The organism is Sporosarcina aquimarina, assembly GCF_023715615.1.
Classification (GTDB): domain Bacteria; phylum Bacillota; class Bacilli; order Bacillales_A; family Planococcaceae; genus Sporosarcina; species Sporosarcina aquimarina_A.
Genome location: NZ_JAMBOM010000003.1, coordinates 353,031 through 371,462 on the forward strand (window position 1 = coordinate 353,031; position 18,432 = coordinate 371,462).

Annotated in this window: 13 protein-coding genes, 1 rRNA gene and 1 pseudogene; 8 read left to right on the forward strand and 7 right to left on the reverse strand. The window is 41.5% G+C overall.

All coding sequences use genetic code 11. The features are described from left to right. Positions 1-5: 5 nt before the first annotated feature. From mnmG to rpmH, 6 genes are all read right to left on the reverse strand, one after another. The gene (gene mnmG / locus M3197_RS11290; RefSeq protein ID WP_251661624.1) at positions 6-1,895 is read right to left on the reverse strand and encodes a tRNA uridine-5-carboxymethylaminomethyl(34) synthesis enzyme MnmG; all 1,890 of its coding nucleotides are present in this window, start codon (positions 1,893-1,895) and stop codon (positions 6-8) included. Positions 1,896-1,951: 56 nt separating this feature from the next. Continuing rightward, positions 1,952-3,337, reverse strand: coding sequence for a tRNA uridine-5-carboxymethylaminomethyl(34) synthesis GTPase MnmE (gene mnmE, locus M3197_RS11295; protein ID WP_251661625.1), 1,386 nt, complete (start codon positions 3,335-3,337; stop codon positions 1,952-1,954). A gap of 400 nt (positions 3,338-3,737) precedes the next feature. Beyond that, complete coding sequence (jag, locus tag M3197_RS11300) at positions 3,738-4,547, reverse strand: RNA-binding cell elongation regulator Jag/EloR (protein ID WP_251661626.1); 810 nt, start codon at positions 4,545-4,547, stop codon at positions 3,738-3,740. After that, positions 4,544-5,326 (reverse strand): membrane protein insertase YidC, encoded by a 783-nt coding sequence (gene yidC, locus M3197_RS11305; RefSeq protein ID WP_251661627.1) that lies wholly within the window; start codon positions 5,324-5,326, stop codon positions 4,544-4,546. The genes jag and yidC overlap by 4 nt, the downstream gene beginning before the upstream one ends. A gap of 74 nt (positions 5,327-5,400) precedes the next feature. Continuing rightward, a complete protein-coding gene (gene rnpA, locus M3197_RS11310) occupies positions 5,401-5,745 on the reverse strand; it encodes a ribonuclease P protein component (protein ID WP_251661628.1) in 345 nt (114 codons plus the stop codon). 77 nt (positions 5,746-5,822) lie between these two features. Then, positions 5,823-5,957, reverse strand: a complete 135-nt coding sequence (rpmH, locus tag M3197_RS11315; protein ID WP_025784280.1) for a 50S ribosomal protein L34 — start codon at positions 5,955-5,957, stop codon at positions 5,823-5,825. Positions 5,958-6,476: 519 nt separating this feature from the next. Between rpmH and dnaA the strand changes: the two genes are divergently transcribed. The 7 genes from dnaA (at position 6,477) to M3197_RS11350 (ending at position 16,457) form a co-directional block, all read left to right on the forward strand. After that, on the forward strand, positions 6,477-7,826 hold the full coding sequence (gene dnaA / locus M3197_RS11320; protein WP_251661630.1) for a chromosomal replication initiator protein DnaA: 1,350 nt from the start codon (positions 6,477-6,479) through the stop codon (positions 7,824-7,826). 173 nt (positions 7,827-7,999) lie between these two features. After that, positions 8,000-9,136, forward strand: coding sequence for a DNA polymerase III subunit beta (gene dnaN, locus M3197_RS11325; protein ID WP_251661632.1), 1,137 nt, complete (start codon positions 8,000-8,002; stop codon positions 9,134-9,136). Between the two features lie 99 nt (positions 9,137-9,235). Next, on the forward strand, positions 9,236-9,475 hold the full coding sequence (gene yaaA, locus M3197_RS11330) for a S4 domain-containing protein YaaA (protein ID WP_251661634.1): 240 nt from the start codon (positions 9,236-9,238) through the stop codon (positions 9,473-9,475). Beyond that, a complete protein-coding gene (gene recF, locus M3197_RS11335) occupies positions 9,465-10,589 on the forward strand; it encodes a DNA replication/repair protein RecF (protein ID WP_251661635.1) in 1,125 nt (374 codons plus the stop codon). Before yaaA ends, recF begins: the two co-directional genes overlap by 11 nt. Before the next feature lie 79 nt (positions 10,590-10,668). Continuing rightward, entirely contained in the window at positions 10,669-12,591 is a 1,923-nt protein-coding gene (gene gyrB, locus M3197_RS11340; RefSeq protein ID WP_251661669.1) for a DNA topoisomerase (ATP-hydrolyzing) subunit B, read from the forward strand. 80 nt (positions 12,592-12,671) lie between these two features. Beyond that, positions 12,672-15,233 (forward strand): DNA gyrase subunit A, encoded by a 2,562-nt coding sequence (gene gyrA / locus M3197_RS11345; protein ID WP_251661636.1) that lies wholly within the window; start codon positions 12,672-12,674, stop codon positions 15,231-15,233. 111 nt (positions 15,234-15,344) lie between these two features. Then, positions 15,345-16,457, forward strand: a complete 1,113-nt coding sequence (locus M3197_RS11350) for an HD-GYP domain-containing protein (protein WP_251661637.1) — start codon at positions 15,345-15,347, stop codon at positions 16,455-16,457. Positions 16,458-16,703: 246 nt separating this feature from the next. Here the strand turns inward: M3197_RS11350 and M3197_RS11355 are convergent. Beyond that, positions 16,704-17,828: pseudogene (locus tag M3197_RS11355) on the reverse strand (IS4 family transposase). A gap of 477 nt (positions 17,829-18,305) precedes the next feature. Between M3197_RS11355 and M3197_RS11360 the strand changes: the two are divergent. Beyond that, a 16S ribosomal RNA gene (locus tag M3197_RS11360) occupies positions 18,306-18,432 on the forward strand; the annotation flags it as partial.

Below are 18,432 nucleotides of genomic sequence, written 5' to 3' on the forward strand. Positions count from 1 at the left end.
TGGGGTTAGCCGGATATTTTAGCGATTTTACCTTGTTCAATGTAGACAAGAAGGATGGAAATGTCTGCTGGATTCACACCTGAAATTCGGGAAGCTTGTGCAATTGATAACGGACGCACATCACTTAAATTCGCTCTTGCTTCTTTAGCAAGACCCGAAATTGCATGATAATCAATGCCCTCTGGAATCTTTTTGTTCTCCATCTTCTTCATACGATTCACTTGTTGCATCGCTTTTTCAATGTATCCTTCGTACTTTATAGAAATCTCAACTTGCTCGGCTACGTCTGGTGTACAAGCTGTTTCCGGAGGAATAACTTTACTAATTTCATCGTATTTCATCTCTGGACGCTTCAACAAATCTGCGGCTTTCATTGGCTCACGAAGTGCTGTTCCACCTGCCGCTTCGATGATTGCCTGAACAGCTTCTTCAGGTTTCACCGATACTTTGCGTAACCGTTCAATTTCTTCTTCAATTTGTTGTTTTTTCACTACAAATTTTTCATAGCGTTCATCAGAAATCATACCAAGTGTATGTCCAATTTCAGTGAGACGTAAATCCGCATTGTCATGACGCAACAATAAGCGGTATTCTGCACGGGAAGTAAGTAGACGGTATGGCTCGCTCGTTCCTTTTGTTACAAGGTCATCGATTAAGACTCCAATGTAAGCATCCGCACGTCCAAGAACCACTTCTTCTTTTCCGAGAACACGACTTGCTGCATTGATTCCCGCCATGATTCCCTGTGCAGCGGCTTCTTCATAACCGGATGTTCCGTTTAGTTGACCTGCAGTATACAAATTCTTAATTTTTTTAGTCTCCAGTGTTGGCCATAGCTGTGTTGGGACAATTGCATCATACTCAATTGCATACCCTGCACGTAGCATTTGAGCCTTCTCTAACCCTGGAACACTTTCAATCATTTTACGTTGTACGTGTTCAGGTAAACTTGTAGACAATCCTTGAACGTACATTTCACGTGTATTCCGACCTTCAGGCTCAAGGAAGATTTGATGCCTTGATTTGTCCGCAAAACGGACAATTTTATCCTCAATCGATGGACAATAACTTGGTCCTTTGCCTTTAATGACACCTGAATACATTGGCGATAAGTGAAGATTATCGTTAATAAGCTGATGCGTTAACGGTGATGTATATGTTAACCAGCAAGGCAGCTGATCTGTAATGAATTCAGTCGTTTCAAAACTGAATGCACGTGGGGTGTCATCGCCTGGTTGAATTTCAGTTTTGCTATAATCGACCGTGTTACTATTCACACGTGGAGGTGTCCCGGTCTTAAATCTGACTGTGTCGAAACCTAGTTCACGGAGGCTATCCGCCAATTTAATAGAAGGCATCTGGTTGTTTGGACCGCTCGAGTATTTCAAATCCCCGATGATGACTTCTCCTCGTAAAAACGTTCCTGTTGTAACAATGACCGTTTTTGCACGATAGATGGCTCCAATTTGCGTGAGCACACCTTTTACTTCACCGTCTTCCACAATCAGTTCTTCAACGACACCTTGGTGAAGAGATAAATGTTCTTCGTCTTCAAGCATGCGTTTCATTTCTTGTTGGTAAAGGACTTTGTCTGCTTGTGCTCGAAGTGCACGAACTGCAGGTCCTTTTCCTGTATTTAACATCCGCATTTGGATGTGTGTTTTGTCGATTACTTTACCCATCGCGCCGCCTAATGCGTCAATCTCTCGGACAACAATTCCTTTTGCAGGACCTCCGAGTGATGGATTACAAGGCATGAAGGCAATCATATCCAGGTTCATGGTAAGTACGAGTGTGCTCGCTCCCATTTTTGCTGATGCATATGCTGCTTCTACGCCTGCATGACCGGCGCCGATTACGATAACATCGAACGTGCCTGCTTCAAATTGTGGCATGCTCGTTCATCCTTCCTGTATGTGAATCACGCAGCTGTAGCCGCGTGTTCAATTGGTTATTTCCCGAGGCAAAACTGAGAGAATAGCTGGTTAATGAGACTATCTTGAACGGTATCTCCTACAATTTCACCGAGCAGTTCCCAAGTCCGTGTAATATCAATTTGGATCATATCGATAGGAACGCGCGCTTCTGCTGCTTGAATCGCATCTTCAATAGATGTTTTCGCTTGGTGCAACAGTGCGATATGTCGCTCGTTTGAAACATACGTCGGATCCTCTGCTTCGATGCCGCCGCCAAAAAATAGGCCCGCAATAGTTTCTTCCAGCTCATCTACGCCTTCATCTTGAAGGATAGATGTAGTTATAACGTGCTTTTGACCTGCCAGTTGGATGACGGTCTCTATATCGATTTGCTGAGGTAGGTCCGTCTTGTTAACGACAATAATCGCATCCATTGGACGAATCGTTTCAAGTAATCGTTCGTCTTCAGGAGACAGTGCTTCAGAACCATTCAACAACAATATCACGAGGTCTGCTTCTTTTAGTACTTGTCGCGAGCGTTCTACACCAATTCGTTCCACTAAATCTTCAGTTTCACGAATCCCCGCTGTATCGACCAGTTTTAACGGGACGCCTTTAACATTTACGTACTCTTCAATAATATCACGAGTTGTCCCCGCTATGTCAGTTACAATTGCTTTATTTTCCTGGACAAGGCTGTTAAGTAAGGAAGATTTCCCTACATTCGGACGTCCAATAATAACTGTCGAAAGCCCTTCTCGAAGAATTCTACCTTGAGAAGAAGTTGAGAGAAGCTTAATAATTTCACTTCGCACCCATTCCCCCTTCTTGATCATGAGCGGAATCGTCATTTCTTCTACATCATCATACTCAGGATAGTCGATATTCACTTCGACTTGTGCAAGTGTCTCAAGAAGGGCCTGACGTAACTCGCCTATCAGACGGGACAATTTCCCGTCCATCTGATTTAATGCAACATTCATAGCTCGATCAGTTTTTGCTCGTATTAAATCCATTACAGCTTCTGACTGAGACAGGTCAATCCGCCCATTTAAAAAGGCACGCTTTGTAAACTCACCTGGTTCAGCTAAACGTGCACCATATTGGAGTACTAGTCGAAGAACTCGATTCACGGACACCAAACCACCGTGACAATTTAATTCGATTACGTCTTCACGAGTGAACGTTTTCGGCGCTTTCATGAGAGACACCATAATCTCTTCCACAGTTTCGTCAGTCGATGGATCCACCAAGTGACCATAATGAATCGTATGGGACGATGAATCTATTAATCGCTTCCCAGACGGTGAACGGAACAATCTATCCGCAATTACAACAGCTTCATCTCCACTGATTCGGACTATCGCAATTGCTCCTTCTCCCATCGGCGTCGAAATTGCCGCTATTGTATCAAATTGCACGCTGACTCACCTTCCTGTTTTTCGTTATCCACATGTGCACAACCATTTTTCGGGCGTAACTATCTAACAGTAAATTTTATCATAAATCGGTCTGTTGTCCTAGCATGTGGTACGAAAAAATGTGGATAACTTGAAAGTTTTGTGGCTGTCTCCAATTTAGTGTCGATACAACAGCTTTTTTCGTAAAAGGAAATTGTATAAGAATGTCGTTTCTCTACATGAAATGGTTCGTGAAAACTGGAAATTTTACGTGTCAAATCAAGTAACAATTGTTCTAGTTATGGTGACTTAATACGGAGATAGTTCAATGAAATGAATGTAAAGATTTTAGAGGTTTGGCAGTCTTTTTATACTTCTAAAGCTAAAAAAGGCATAAAAAAAAGGGCTTTTTCAGCCCTTTTTACACAATTGGTTCTATTACTAAATAACGACGGGGATCTTTACCTTCGGAGTACGTTTCAACGTCAAGTCGGTCTGCTAATGCATGATGCAAGACTTTTCGCTCGTTTGAGGGCATCGGTTCCAGCTGAACCTTTCGCCCGCTACGAATGGCTTTATCGGCCATTCGTTCTGCAAGTTGCATGAGTGCCTGTTCACGACGAACTCGGTAATCTCCAACATCAACACGTACTACTTTGTAAGTCCCGGTTCCTTTGTTCGCTACTAGTTGCGCTAATTGCTGTAACGCATTTAGTGTACTTCCTCTTTTACCTATTAGAAATGCTGCTTTTTCACTTTCTAATTGAAAGTAAATGACTTTCCCATCTGTTCTATGGGTAAGTTGTAGATCTTCCACACCCATGTCGTTTGCAATCTGAGAGAGATACGCACTCGTTTCTGCGATAATTTCATCGTCCGTTAAGGTGGGTTCCGACAATACTATTGTGTCAGTTTCTGCTTCGGAATCTAACTTTTCAGTTCGTTCTTCGACTATTTCTATAGTAGAAACTTGAACGGAAGGCGGTTCTTGTACAAGTTCTTCAACACCAACTTCCTCCTTTAAATCGGAAGTTGGTGAAGTACTTAGAACCGGTTCTTCAGGAAGACGTTTAACTAGCACTTCGGCAAGTACTGCACCGAAGCCGAGAAAACCTTTCCTTCCTTCGGTGATCACTTGGACATCGACTTGGTCCCGCAAAGTATTCAATTTCTCTAACGCAGAGGCGATTGCGTCTTCAACGGTTTTGCCGGTCTGTCTGATCTCACTCATTTCCGTTTAGTTCCCCCTTTACTCTTGGGTTGCTCAACCACCACTTCTTTTTTCTTAAACGGTTTATAGATGAAGAAGTTTTGAATGATAGAAAATGTATTTCCGACAACCCAATATAACGCGAGGGCTGCTGGCAAAAACGAACCGAAAATCATAATGAAAAACGGCATGATGTACATCATGATCTTCATTTGAGGGTTATCCATTGCTGGACCTGTACGCAATACGAGGAATTGCATAATTCCTGCAAAAACAGCTAATGCAATACTTGGTGCTGCTAAATCAAACACAAGGAATTTACCTAGTGGAATTTCTGGTGTTGCATTCATACGACTAATTGCATGATAGAAACCAATTAATATCGGCATTTGAACAAGTACAGGTAGACAACCTGCTACTGGATTGACTTTGTTTTCCGACATGACAGCTTGCATTTCTTCACGATACTTTTGTTGAGTAACTGCATCTTTTGACTTGTACTTCTCTTTTAATGCCTGAAGTTTTGGTTGGATTGCTTGCATTTGTTTTGAACTTTGAGTTTGCTTCAATGTTAGTGGCAGTAAGATGAGACGAATGATAATCGTTACTGCGATAATTCCGAGCCCATATGTGCCAAGTAATTCTTTAAACGTTTCGATTAAAGAAACGAGTGGCCAAACAATATATTTGCTCCAAAACCCTTCACTAGAAGCAGAAATCGGCTCCTTAAAATCTGAACAGCCCGCCAAAAAAACGGACATTGCTGTTAGCATGAACAGCAACCCTGCTTTTTTCTTCAATATAGTTCCCCCAAATCTCAATCTTTTTTCTAGACAGTCTTAGTGTCAGTGTATCACGAACGCTGATTTTAGTTCTACTTCTTCTTTAAGACCCGTGCGATTCGTAGCACATGCTGTAAGCTCTTTTTTGTTTCATGAAAATCTAAAGTGGCCGCCGGATGTCTGGCGATAATGACATAATCATACTCTTGCTGAAGATCTTCCTTCATCTCTAAGAAGGATTGGCGAATGCATCGTTTTATACGATTACGCATGACGGCGTTCCCAATCTTTTTGCCTACAGAAAGTCCAATTCGAAATTCACGCTGAACTTCTGCTTTACATACGTACACAACGAATTGTCGGTTCGCAAATGATTTGCCGGTTTTAAAAACTCGTTGAAATTCTTCGTTCTTTTTAATTCGTTGACTCTTTTTCATTAGGCACCTGCTCCATCGCGTGGTAGTAGTATTTTGTGACTTTGGCATAAAAAAAAACCACTGAATGTGTCAGTGGCTTACGCTGAAAGAACTTTTCTTCCTTTTCTGCGACGGGCTGCAAGGACTCTGCGTCCGTTTTTCGAGCTCATGCGTGCACGGAAGCCGTGGACTTTTGCGCGTTTACGTGTATTTGGTTGGAATGTACGTTTCATGTTAGAAGACACCTCCTGCTTTACTGACTCAATTACATGTTACATATAACAGTCTTGACAAGTATAGCTGTCTGAAGAGTCATTGTCAAACGGTTTTTCCAGTATCACTTGAGTTCTTTCTCGTGATCTGGTTCATCCTCTTCAAATTTGAGCACGTATAGTTATCCACATTTTTTTCCCTAGACAAAATTTTGTTCTGTGCATCAGTGTCATTTAGATTTTTTCAAAAACTAACATTTGTCGACAGCTTTTTCACATATCCCTGCTTGTGGATAACATTTCTGTCCACATTTGCCGGCAATGTGTATAACTCATACAATCCCTTGCGATATAAGAACATTGCTGATACAATGAGAAAGATTTTGTTGTGCATATAATTTCATACATCTTCCCTTATCCACAATTGTTAATAAGTTGTGGATAATTTTTTCAACAACTTTGAATAATAGTTACCCACAAGCGTGGAAACTGTGTATAATACATACTTCCGGGTTTAGTTCGCGAAAAGGAGGTTCACTTGTGGAGCATTTAGAAAACCTTTGGCAGGATGTTCTGTCGAAAGTAGAGGAAAAAATCTCCCGGCCCAGTTTTGAAACGTGGCTGAAATCGACAAAACTTTTATCGTACGGATCTGAAAATGTAACAATTGCTGTGCCAAATTCATTTTCAAAAGAGTGGTTGGAGACCCATTACGTACATTTAATAACGGGAATTCTCTCAGAGTTGACTGGCGAAGACCGGTTAATTCAATTTGTAGTTCCTGAAGACATGGCTGAGAAAGACTTTGCTGTGCCTAAACCAGTCGTTAAAAAAGTAGAGAAATCTGCTGTTGCTACGACGGCTGCAATGCTGAATCCCAAGTATACGTTTGACACGTTTGTCATCGGATCAGGAAATCGCTTTGCACATGCGGCATCACTAGCGGTAGCAGAAGCGCCCGCAAAATCCTACAATCCGTTGTTCATATACGGTGGTGTAGGACTTGGGAAAACTCACCTTATGCATGCAATTGGACATTACGTATTGGAACAAAACCCTGCCCTTAAAGTGGTTTACTTATCGAGTGAAAAGTTTACAAATGAGTTCATCAACTCGATTCGTGACAACAAAGCGGGAGAGTTTCGTGACCAATACCGAAGCGTAGATGTGCTGCTAATTGATGATATTCAATTTCTTGCGGGAAAAGAACAAACGCAAGAAGAATTCTTCCATACTTTTAATACGTTGCATGAAGAATCCAAGCAAATTGTCATTTCCAGCGATCGACCTCCGAAAGAGATTCCTACACTGGAAGATCGGCTAAGATCTCGCTTTGAATGGGGATTGATCACCGATATTGCACCGCCTGACTTAGAAACGCGGATTGCAATTTTACGAAAGAAAGCTAGAGCAGACGGTCTTATTGATATCCCAAATGAAGTAATGCTATACATCGCCAATCAAATTTACACGAATATCCGCGAGCTTGAGGGGGCACTTATTCGTGTTGTTGCCTATTCATCACTGGTCAATATGGATATCACACCAGATCTTGCTGCAGAAGCATTAAAGGATATTATTCCGAATGCCCGTCCACGAATGGTTACTATTGTTGATATTCAAAAGACCGTTGGGGAACACTTTAGCGTACGCTTGGAGGATTTCTCAGCTAAAAAACGAACTCGTGCCATTGCATTTCCACGTCAAGTTGCAATGTACCTTTCTCGTGAACTGACAGATGCTTCTTTACCTAAGATTGGTTCGGAGTTTGGGGGAAGGGACCATTCTACAGTCATCCATGCGCATGAGAAGATTTCTAAAATGATCAAAGAGGATAAATCGCTCCAACAAGACATACAAGACATTCGGGCAGCGCTAGGTAGAAGTTAACGAGACTGTGGATATCCTAGAATAACTAGTGCACGTTCACACACAAGTTATACACATGTGGAAAACCTTGCTTGTTATTCGTTCAAAGGGCTTTTCCACATATCCACAGCCCCTACTACTATTACTACTATTCTTTTAAGTACTTTAATTCATTATATAAGCGAGGGGTTCACATGAAATTTGAAATCATGAGAGATAAATTGCTCGAAGGTTTGAGCGATGTCATGAAAGCGATTAGTCAGAAAGTGACGATCCCGATTCTTACGGGTATCAAAATCGAAGTAAATGAAAAAGGATTAACGATGACAGGTAGTGATTCGGATATTACAATCTGTACATCCATTCCCGTAGAACAAGATGGAGAACAAATTATTCAAGTTATGGAAAGTGGCATGATTGTTCTTCAAGCAAAGTTCTTTAGTGAAATCGTACGTAAGCTACCGACTAATGAAGTTGTGATTGAAGTAACTGAAGGCATGCACACACATATCCGTTCTGGAAAGTCTGAATTCCATCTCATTGGTTCTGATCCTTACGAATACCCGATACTACCTGAAGTCTCAGATGAACACCGGATGTCTTTACCATCTGATCTCATAAAGTCTGTTATTCGAGAAACCGTATTTGCAGTCTCTCAACATGAGACTCGTCCTATACTTACTGGTGTTCATTGGGAGTTGAAAGATGGAGAGCTCGTTTGTGTGGCTACAGATAGTCATCGTTTAGCTAGTCGAAAAACAAGACCTGAACAAGTTCCCGAGCAGCCATTTAGCATTGTAATTCCAGGAAAGAGTCTACAAGAACTGAATAAGATTCTTCCAGATACACAAGAACCGGTAGAAATCATTTTTGCCGATCAACAAGTATTGTTTAAAACACGTAATGTTTTATTCTATTCAAGATTGTTAGAGGGCAATTATCCAGATACATCCCGTCTCATTCCTTCTGAATACAAAACATCTGTAACGGTAAACGGGAAACAACTTCTACAAGCAATTGACCGTGCATCGTTATTGGCTCGTGAAGACCGAAACAATATCGTTCGTTTTTCAGCTGAAGGTGGTAACACACTCGAAGTTTCTTCGAACTCACCAGAAGTCGGAAAGGTTGAGGAATTAATCGAGGCACAAGAAGTAACAGGCGAAGAGTTGAAAATTTCGTTTAGTGCTAAATATATGATGGATGCTTTGAAAGCAATCGATGGACAAAATATCGAAGTCCATTTCACTGGAACGATGCGTCCATTCATCCTAAAAGCAACAGACAATGATTCTATTCTCCAACTCATTTTGCCAGTTCGCACATATTGAACAAAAAAGGATGGCCGTAAAGCGGCTATCCTTTTTACTTATAGTCAAAAGTCCGGTAAAATAGAAATACAAACTAACTTTGTGAGGGATTGAATGCAAATGGAAGAGATACATTTCAATACGGAATATGTAACGCTAGGACAACTCTTGAAAATGGCCAATGTGATCAGCTCAGGAGGAATGGCAAAGTGGTTTCTCAGTGAGAACGTAATTTACGTTAACGGTGAAGAAGAACAGCGAAGAGGTCGAAAACTGTATGATGGAGATCTTGTTATGGTACCAGGTGCTGGTAAGTATAAGCTGATCGCTGACCCATATGGAACTCGGGATGCACATTGATCGCCTCGCGTTAACGGACTACAGAAATTACGCCTCCCTCGATTTATCATTTTCTCCGCACATTAACGTATTCATTGGCGAAAACGCACAAGGGAAAACCAATGTCATGGAAGCAATTTATGTGTTAGCTATGGCAAAATCACATCGAACGTCAAATGATCGTGAACTTATCCGCTGGGGCCAGGAGTATGGTAAAATAGAAGGTGATGTAGAACGCAAGTATGGACATCTTCCCATCGAGCTAGTAATTTCCAAAAAGGGAAAAAAAGCTCGTGTGAATCATATTGAGCAAAACCGGCTGAGTTTGTATATCGGGCAAGTGAACGTCGTTATGTTTGCGCCTGAAGATCTTAATCTCGTAAAAGGTAGCCCTCAAGTAAGACGGCGATTCCTTGATATGGAGATTGGACAAATTTCGCCGGTTTATCTGCATGACTTACTGCATTATCAGAAACTCTTGAAACAGAGGAATGCGATTTTAAAAGATAACCGCGGAAAACGTCAATTCGAAGATGTCATGTTTGATGTCTATACCGAACAGTTTGTCGATAAAGCGGTACAAATTATAAAAAAGCGATACTACTTTTTGGAGTTATTACAAAAGTGGGCTGGACCGATTCATAACGGGATTTCTCGTGGACTAGAGAACCTGGAAGTCTCTTATAGCACTCTAAAAGAATTATCACCTGCGCAATCCGATGATGAGATGAAGGATATCTTGATGAAAAAGCTTGCGGAAGTCAAAACACGTGAACTTGATCGGGGGATTACTCTCATTGGACCACATCGCGATGATTTGACGTTTATGGTGAATGGTTATGATATACAAACCTATGGATCTCAAGGACAACAACGCACGACAGCCTTGTCATTAAAACTTGCGGAAATTGAGTTAGTGCGTCAAGAAGTAGGGGAAGCACCTATTTTGCTTCTCGATGATGTGTTAAGTGAGTTAGATGATTATCGTCAATCCCATTTACTGAATACGATTCAAGGACAAGTGCAAACGTTCGTTACAACAACAACCGTTGCAGGAATCGAACACGAAACTCTTCGTCAAGCTGCCATCTATGAAGTTGAAGATGGAACCGTGTCAAGACGAGACAACGTGTGAGACCTGTTTATGGATAGATACCGGAAAAATAAGACCGGGATGCCGGCATGTTCGGAAAGGAAAGGTGAACAGTTTGGCCATGGAAGAAAAAGAGTTGCAAAACGCATATGATGCCAATCAGATTCAAGTGCTGGAAGGGTTAGAAGCAGTTCGTAAACGACCTGGTATGTACATCGGGACAACGAGCGGTAAAGGGCTCCACCATTTGGTCTGGGAAATTGTTGATAATAGTATCGATGAGGCATTAGCAGGTTATTGTGACCACATCGAAGTGACAATTGAAAAAGGAGACTGGATCCGAGTCGACGACAATGGTCGAGGCATTCCTGTAGATATACAAAGTTCTACTGGACGACCGGCAGTTGAAGTAATTATGACTGTGCTACACGCTGGTGGTAAATTTGGCGGTGGCGGATACAAAGTTTCTGGTGGATTACACGGTGTAGGTGCATCTGTCGTGAATGCCTTGTCTATAGAGACAGAAGCATTTGTGAAACGAAATGGCAAACTATACTCGATTAAGTTCAGTCAGGGGAAAGTAGTCCAGGAATTGGAAGAAATCGGTGTATCTGATGAAACAGGGACTACGACTCGATTTAAAGCTGACCCTGAAATCTTTACGGAAACAACTGTTTACGAATACAGTGTTTTAGCACATCGCCTTCAAGAACTTGCTTACTTGAATCGAGGTCTTCGAATTACGATTACTGATGACCGCGGGGAAGAAGCGCGTAAAGATACGTTTCATTATGAAGGCGGCATCAAGTCCTATGTTGAGCACTTAAACGAAAACAAAGAGCCGATTTATCCTGAGCCGATTTTCATCGAAGGAGAAAAGGACGGAATTTCAGTGGAAATCGCTATGCAACATAACAGCGGCTATGCTGATAACCTGCTCTCATTTGCAAATAATATTAATACGTACGAGGGCGGTACACATGAGTCCGGTTATAAAACAGCACTAACTCGTGTGATTAACGATTATGCGCGTAAAAATGGTTTGTTACGGGATGCCGATCAGAACCTAACAGGGGATGATGTACGTGAAGGATTGACAGCAATCGTCTCCGTTAAACACCCAGATCCACAGTTTGAGGGACAGACGAAGACGAAACTTGGAAACTCTGAAGTGAGCACAATTGTGAATTCATTGTTCTCAGAAGGATTCCAACGATTCATGCTGGAAAATCCACAAGTTGCTAGAAAAGTAATTGACAAAAGCTTGATGGCGGCTCGTGCACGTCTGGCTGCAAAAAATGCACGTGAGTTTACTCGCAGGAAATCTGCATTGGAAGTTTCGAGTTTGCCAGGTAAACTTTCCGATTGCTCATCACGTAATCCAGCAATTAGTGAATTGTACATCGTAGAGGGTGACTCTGCGGGAGGATCTGCAAAAGGAGGACGAGATCGTCACTTCCAAGCAATTTTACCGTTACGCGGTAAAATCCTGAACGTTGAAAAAGCTCGTTTAGATAGAATTTTAAGTAACGAAGAAATTCGTATGATGATTACAGCACTCGGTACAGGTATTGGAGAAGAGTTTAACTTAGAAAAAGCTAGGTATCACAAAATTGTGATCATGACCGATGCCGACGTTGACGGTGCACACATTCGTACATTACTTTTGACATTCTTCTTCCGATTTATGCGCCCATTAATCGAGGCAGGGTATGTATATATTGCACAGCCACCACTTTACCGGGTCAAACAAGGTAAGAACGAAGAGTATTGTTATGACGAAGAAGCATTGCAGGAAATCCTAAGCCGATTGTCATCGACACCTAAACCAATCATTACTCGATATAAGGGTCTTGGTGAGATGGATGCTACACAACTGTGGGAAACGACAATGAATCCAGATCAGCGAACTTTACTTCAAGTACATCTTGAAAACGCAATCGAAGCGGATGCAATTTTTAACCGACTTATGGGTGATGAAGTAGCTCCGAGACGAAAGTTCATTGAAGATAATGCAATTTACGTGAAGAATCTAGATGCTTGATTGCCAAGCAGTGTGACTGTTATGGAGAGCTACCCTTGTTTACTCATAAATAAGGGTCAGGTTGAAAGGAGTATGACAACATGGCAGATTTGCCAAAACGCGGTGTGCAGGAAATCAATATTAGCAAAGAGATGGAGACGTCATTCCTTGACTATGCAATGAGTGTTATCGTCTCGCGGGCACTTCCTGATGTGCGCGATGGACTAAAACCAGTTCACCGTCGTATTTTGTATGCAATGCAGGATCTCGGAAATACAGCAGATAAGGCGCATAAAAAGTCAGCTCGTATTGTAGGAGACGTTATCGGTAAGTATCACCCACACGGCGATACTGCTGTTTACGATACGATGGTACGGATGGCACAAGACTTCAACTATCGTCACATGCTTGTCGATGGTCACGGAAACTTCGGTTCAGTGGATGGGGACTCCGCCGCAGCGATGCGTTATACAGAGTCTCGTATGTCCAGAATCGCTATGGAACTATTACGTGATATTAATAAAGACACAATTGACTACAAGGATAACTATGATGGTCAAGAAAGAGAACCAATTGTCTTACCAAGCCGTTTTCCAAACCTTCTCGTCAACGGTACATCCGGAATCGCGGTAGGAATGGCAACGAATATTCCTCCTCATCATTTAGGTGAAACAATTGATGGTGTTCTTGCACTTGCAGATAACCCAGCAGTTACGACGGAGGAACTGATGGAAATCATTCCGGGCCCGGACTTCCCAACGGGTGGAATTATTTTAGGTCGTAGCGGGATCCGTAGAGCTTATGAAACTGGCCGTGGCTCTTTGTTGGTACGTGGTAAAGTTGAGATTGAGCAAGCAACGAATGGAAAAGAAACGATTATTGTTCATGAGTTGCCTTACCAGGTAAACAAAGCTCGATTGATTGAGAAAATTGCAGAACTCGTACGAGAAAAGAAAATTGAGGGAATCACACACCTTGCGGACGAATCTGACCGCACTGGTATGCGGATTGTCATCGAAGTACGTAGAGACGCAAATGCCCACGTATTGTTAAATAACTTATACAAACAAACGGCACTTCAATCCAGTTTTGGTATTAACATGCTTGCGCTTGTCGATGGGCAACCTAAAGTTCTCGCATTGAAAGAGATTTTGTATCATTATTTGGAGCACCAAAAAGTTGTGATTCGTCGCAGAACACAATACGAACTAAAAAAAGCAGAAGATCGCGCACACATCCTTGAAGGATTACGAATTGCACTTGATCACATCGACGAAATTATTGCACTCATACGCGGTTCTAAAACAGCAGATGAAGCTAAAAGTGGGCTAATGGAACGTTTCAGTCTATCAGACCGTCAAGCACAAGCTATTTTGGATATGCGCTTGCAGCGTCTAACAGGATTGGAACGAGACAAAATTGAAGAAGAGTATCAGCAATTGGTACTGCTAATCAATGAATTGCGTGCCATTTTGGCAGACGAACTTAAAGTGATTGAGATTATTAAAGAAGAATTACTTGAAGTCAAGCATCGATTTGCAGACAAACGCCGTACAGAAATTACACTGGGTGGTACGGATATGCTTGAAGATGAAGATCTGATTCCTGAAGAGAACTCTGTCTTAACGCTTACACACCATGGATATGTGAAACGTTTACCAGCAAGCACATACCGTAGCCAGCGTCGTGGCGGTCGAGGAATTCAAGGAATGGGTACAAACGATGATGACTTTGTCGAGCACTTGTTAAATACATCCACTCATGACACGATTTTGTTCTTTACGAGCAAAGGTCGAGTATTCCGGAAAAAAGGTTACGAAGTTCCTGAATTTAGCAGAACAGCTAAAGGCTTGCCGTTAGTGAATTTGTTAGATGTTGAGAAAGATGAAAAAGTAACAACGATGATCCCAATCGAAAAGTTTGAAGAAGACCAATACTTGTTCTTCACAACACGCGATGGCCTCGTTAAACGAACGTCTGTCATGGCATTTGCTAACATCCGTTCTAACGGATTAATTGCCCTACGTCTTCGTGAAGAGGATGAACTCATTAACGTGAAGTTGACGGACGGTAGCGAGACGATTGCTATCGGTACAAAAGATGGTATGCTCATTCAATTCACTGAAGAGTCGATTCGCCCATTGAGTCGTACAGCAAGCGGTGTGATTGGAATTCGTTTACGTGATGGCGACCATGTCGTCGGTATGGATATCGTCAAAGAAGATGATGAAATTCTTGTGGTGACGGAAAATGGATTCGGAAAACGGACTCCTGTCGCTGAGTATCGCCTACAGTCACGTGGCGGGTTCGGGTTAAAGACACTAAATATTACGGAACGTAACGGTAAGATGGTTGCGATGAAAGCTGTAGATGGCACTGAAGACCTCATGCTGATCACCCTCCATGGGATTTTGATACGTATGGATATTCACGACATTTCTATAATTGGTCGAAGCACACAAGGTGTTCGGTTAATCCGCTTAGGGGATGAAGAATTCGTCGCGACTGTTGCCAAGGTCGAAAAGGAATCATTAGAAGAACTAGATGAGACTGAAGTCGAATCTATGGAAACTGATCAATCCAGCATATCTGACTCGGAACCTCATACAGATGAGATTGAAGAACTTCCAGAAAAATCATCAGAAGCTGACGCTGAAGAGTAATTCAAGTAATACCGGTTTGGATAAAATTCCAAACCGGTATTTTTTTGATGTATAGAATAGAGTATGATGAGGAGAGAACAATCATCTGGAAAAGGAATGCGGTGAATAAAAATGGAAAACTACAAAAACTTAAGTGAACTTCGACCAGGTACAGTTATTGCCGAAGACATTTACGCAAATACAGCATTTCCCATCATTCGAAAAGGAACAACACTTGAAATTGAACATCTCGAAGTGCTAGATCTCTTTTCTATTAAAAGAGTGAAAGTAGAAGAGCGTATTATTAATCGCGTTCAGACTGATCAGCCTGAAATTGGGAAGACAGATGTTATTTCGAGCAATATAGAACAGTTGCTTCAAAACAAAATCAGTCGGACTTCAGATTTGCATACGATGTACAAAAAAGCGGTGAATGAATATAAAAGGGAATTTACATCATGGAGATCTGGTGTGAAGCTAGACATTGCTAAAGTACGTTTACTCATTATGCCGTTGTTAGAGTCGTATATGGAACATAAGAAGATGCTTGTATTATTGAATGAGTATTCGAATAGGAAAGAATATCTCTACCATCATGCGGTCTCAGTAGGTGTTTTGACTGCAGCACTCGCGAGTGAGCTTGACTATCCAAAAGGAACAACACTTCAATTAGGGCTTGCGGGAACGCTTGCCGACTGCGGTATGGCAAAAATCAATCCAATCTTATTAGAAAAAGCAGCATTTTTAACAAAGGAAGAGTTTGCTGAAGTAAAAAAACACCCTGTGTTTAGTTATCAAATGATGCAGGAATCACCTTTATTACGCCAAGAAATGAAGCTAGCGGTTTTGCAACATCATGAGAGATTGGATGGAAGTGGATACCCTCGTGGAGATCAGGGGGGAAAAATTTCACAGCTTTCTCAAATACTTGCCGTTGCCGACGTTTTCCATGCCATGACGTGCGAACGAGTGTATCGCGCAAAAGAATCTCCTTATAGAGTGGCAGAAATGATGAAAGAAGAGGACTTCGGAAAATTCGATCCAACTATTCTAGATGCATTGTATGAAATAATAGGTATGCCTTGTATGGGTGATAAAGTTCTTTTAACAAATGGTGATGTGGGAGAAGTTCTCTCATCAAATCATGACCATCCCTTGCGACCAAACGTGAGATTAAATGGCAGAGCAGAAATAGTAGATCTAAGTATGAATCGTTCAATTGCGATTGAGAAGTTAATAAACTAAATGAATAGTAGAAGATCATGAATCTTTATCCAAGCTTGCCGTTTCACAATAAACGTTGAAATGGCGGGCTTTTATTTGTTTTTTTGAGATATATTTGGACACTAGTGTCGCTTAAATAATGTAAGAATGTTCTGTTTATATTATTTCTGGTTTAAGAGAAAAAACGAAAACACTAGAATAACGGTAGTGAACATCCATTTTTTTACTATAGTCGTTGACAAGCTTACCAGAGGCGATTTCTTACTGTTACGGAAAGCTTTTTCCTTGGATTTTTCGAATCCATATATGAGCTGGCTTCCATAAAGCTGCTTTTAAATAGCGACTGATCTGAAGATAGGTTCGTTTACTTTTGGTCGTTAGCTGTGCTAACACATTCAAGCAATAGACGATCATGGCTAGAAAGACTTGGTTATGCACGCTTTGTTGACTCTGACCGTAGAACTTTTTGATATTCAAATGCTGTTTCATCCATTTGAAAAACAGTTCAATCGCCCATCGAGATTTGTACAGCTCTGCGATTTCATCCGCAGATAAGTCAAAACGATTTGTTAGGAGATTCAGCTAATTCCCTTTGGAATCTAACACGTTGAGAAGGCGGAATGTGTTTTCAGTACGGTTTTGCGCCGTCCCAATCACTACCATGTCGTCAGAGTGTACCAGTGAATTCTCTGGCAGCTGAAAGCGTTCGATAGGTCGAACAATCGCGTTTTTTCGTAAGCGAGAGACGAAGAAATAGCCTTCATCCGTCATGCGATCGAATCGTTCGTAATCCAGGTAGCCGCGGTCAAACACATACATGCACTCTTTATCGTCGACAAGTACTTCCAGCTGACCTCGATCGTGTTCTTTGGCGTTGGTTAGAACTGCTTTGTCGGGATAGGAACAACCCTTTTCCATGAATGCTAGACGGAGATGAAGTTTGATACCGGACTTGGTGTGTCGAAATTCCGCCCATCGATGGTTATTCAAGTTCAAAGGAAGCGTGCTGGAATCGATAATTTTTAATGGTGTCGTTGTTTTTCTTCTGATTTGGAGATGAGTGGCTTCATTGATTTGAGCCACTAAGTCTAAAAAAATCTCCTGAAAGAATTCCGTAGGAACTTGATGTAAACGTCTCCCTAATTGAGAAAAGCTAATCGATTTCAGGTTAGAAGCCTCTTGTAGTTCTTCCGAGAAGGTGCAATCACTGATAGCCCGCAAGCTTTCCGTTCCATGAAGCTGGGCGTACAGTAACAGTTTCGTAAACGAAGCCATGTATAGCTTCTTTGTATAGTAGTCTAGACGATGTGCGTTCACCTGTTCTTCAAATAATACGGTAGAAATAGGTGAAAGCCATTGTTCAAATGAAGTTTTTCGTGTAATCTTATCCATTGTAGGGTCCTTTATTTTGGATTTGGATAGGTTACCACCGCCAACCCATTATAAAGGATTTTTTTGTGCAAACTATTAATAGTAGAAATTTCAGTTTTCAGAGGTTGGACATCTTAATTTAACGCGACGCTAGTGATATTTGGAGGGATTTTAAAAAGGGGTTGCACTATTAAACTAGGCATGATATTATAGAACACGTTGCTCTTACAAGAAGTATTTCAGTGAGTTGCAACGGTTAAAAAAGAAGTTAAATAAAGTTGTTGACACGATGCTTACACCATGTTATGATGTAAGAGTTGCTGAAACAACAACGAATAACTAAATTCAACACTATGAACCTTGAAAACTGAACAGCAAAATGTCAACGAATTATCGTTTGAGAAGCCGGTTTTGCCGGTGAAACAAACACAAACAGATCTTAGTTGATCTGATAGACATCTTAAATGATGCCAGTACGAATTGAGCAATCAATTCTCTTTTATGGAGAGTTTGATCCTGGCTCAGGACGAACGCTGGCGGCATGCCTAATACATGCAAGTCGAGCGAATCAATAGGAGCTTGCTCCTTGAGATTAGCGGCGGACGGGTGAGTAACACGTGGGCAA

Bases quoted from the DNA above. Each gene is read 5' to 3' on its own strand.
- mnmG (WP_251661624.1), bottom strand. From the start codon at position 1,895: ATGCCACAATTTGAAGCAGGCACGTTCGATGTTATCGTAATCGGCGCC.
- jag (WP_251661626.1), bottom strand. From the start codon at position 4,547: ATGAGTGAGATCAGACAGACCGGCAAAACCGTTGAAGACGCAATCGCC.
- rnpA (WP_251661628.1), bottom strand. From the start codon at position 5,745: ATGAAAAAGAGTCAACGAATTAAAAAGAACGAAGAATTTCAACGAGTT.
- rpmH (WP_025784280.1), bottom strand. From the start codon at position 5,957: ATGAAACGTACATTCCAACCAAATACACGTAAACGCGCAAAAGTCCAC.
- dnaN (WP_251661632.1), top strand. From the start codon at position 8,000: ATGAAATTTGAAATCATGAGAGATAAATTGCTCGAAGGTTTGAGCGAT.
- yaaA (WP_251661634.1), top strand. From the start codon at position 9,236: ATGGAAGAGATACATTTCAATACGGAATATGTAACGCTAGGACAACTC.
- recF (WP_251661635.1), top strand. From the start codon at position 9,465: ATGCACATTGATCGCCTCGCGTTAACGGACTACAGAAATTACGCCTCC.
- gyrB (WP_251661669.1), top strand. From the start codon at position 10,669: ATGGAAGAAAAAGAGTTGCAAAACGCATATGATGCCAATCAGATTCAA.
- gyrA (WP_251661636.1), top strand. From the start codon at position 12,672: ATGGCAGATTTGCCAAAACGCGGTGTGCAGGAAATCAATATTAGCAAA.
- M3197_RS11350 (WP_251661637.1), top strand. From the start codon at position 15,345: ATGGAAAACTACAAAAACTTAAGTGAACTTCGACCAGGTACAGTTATT.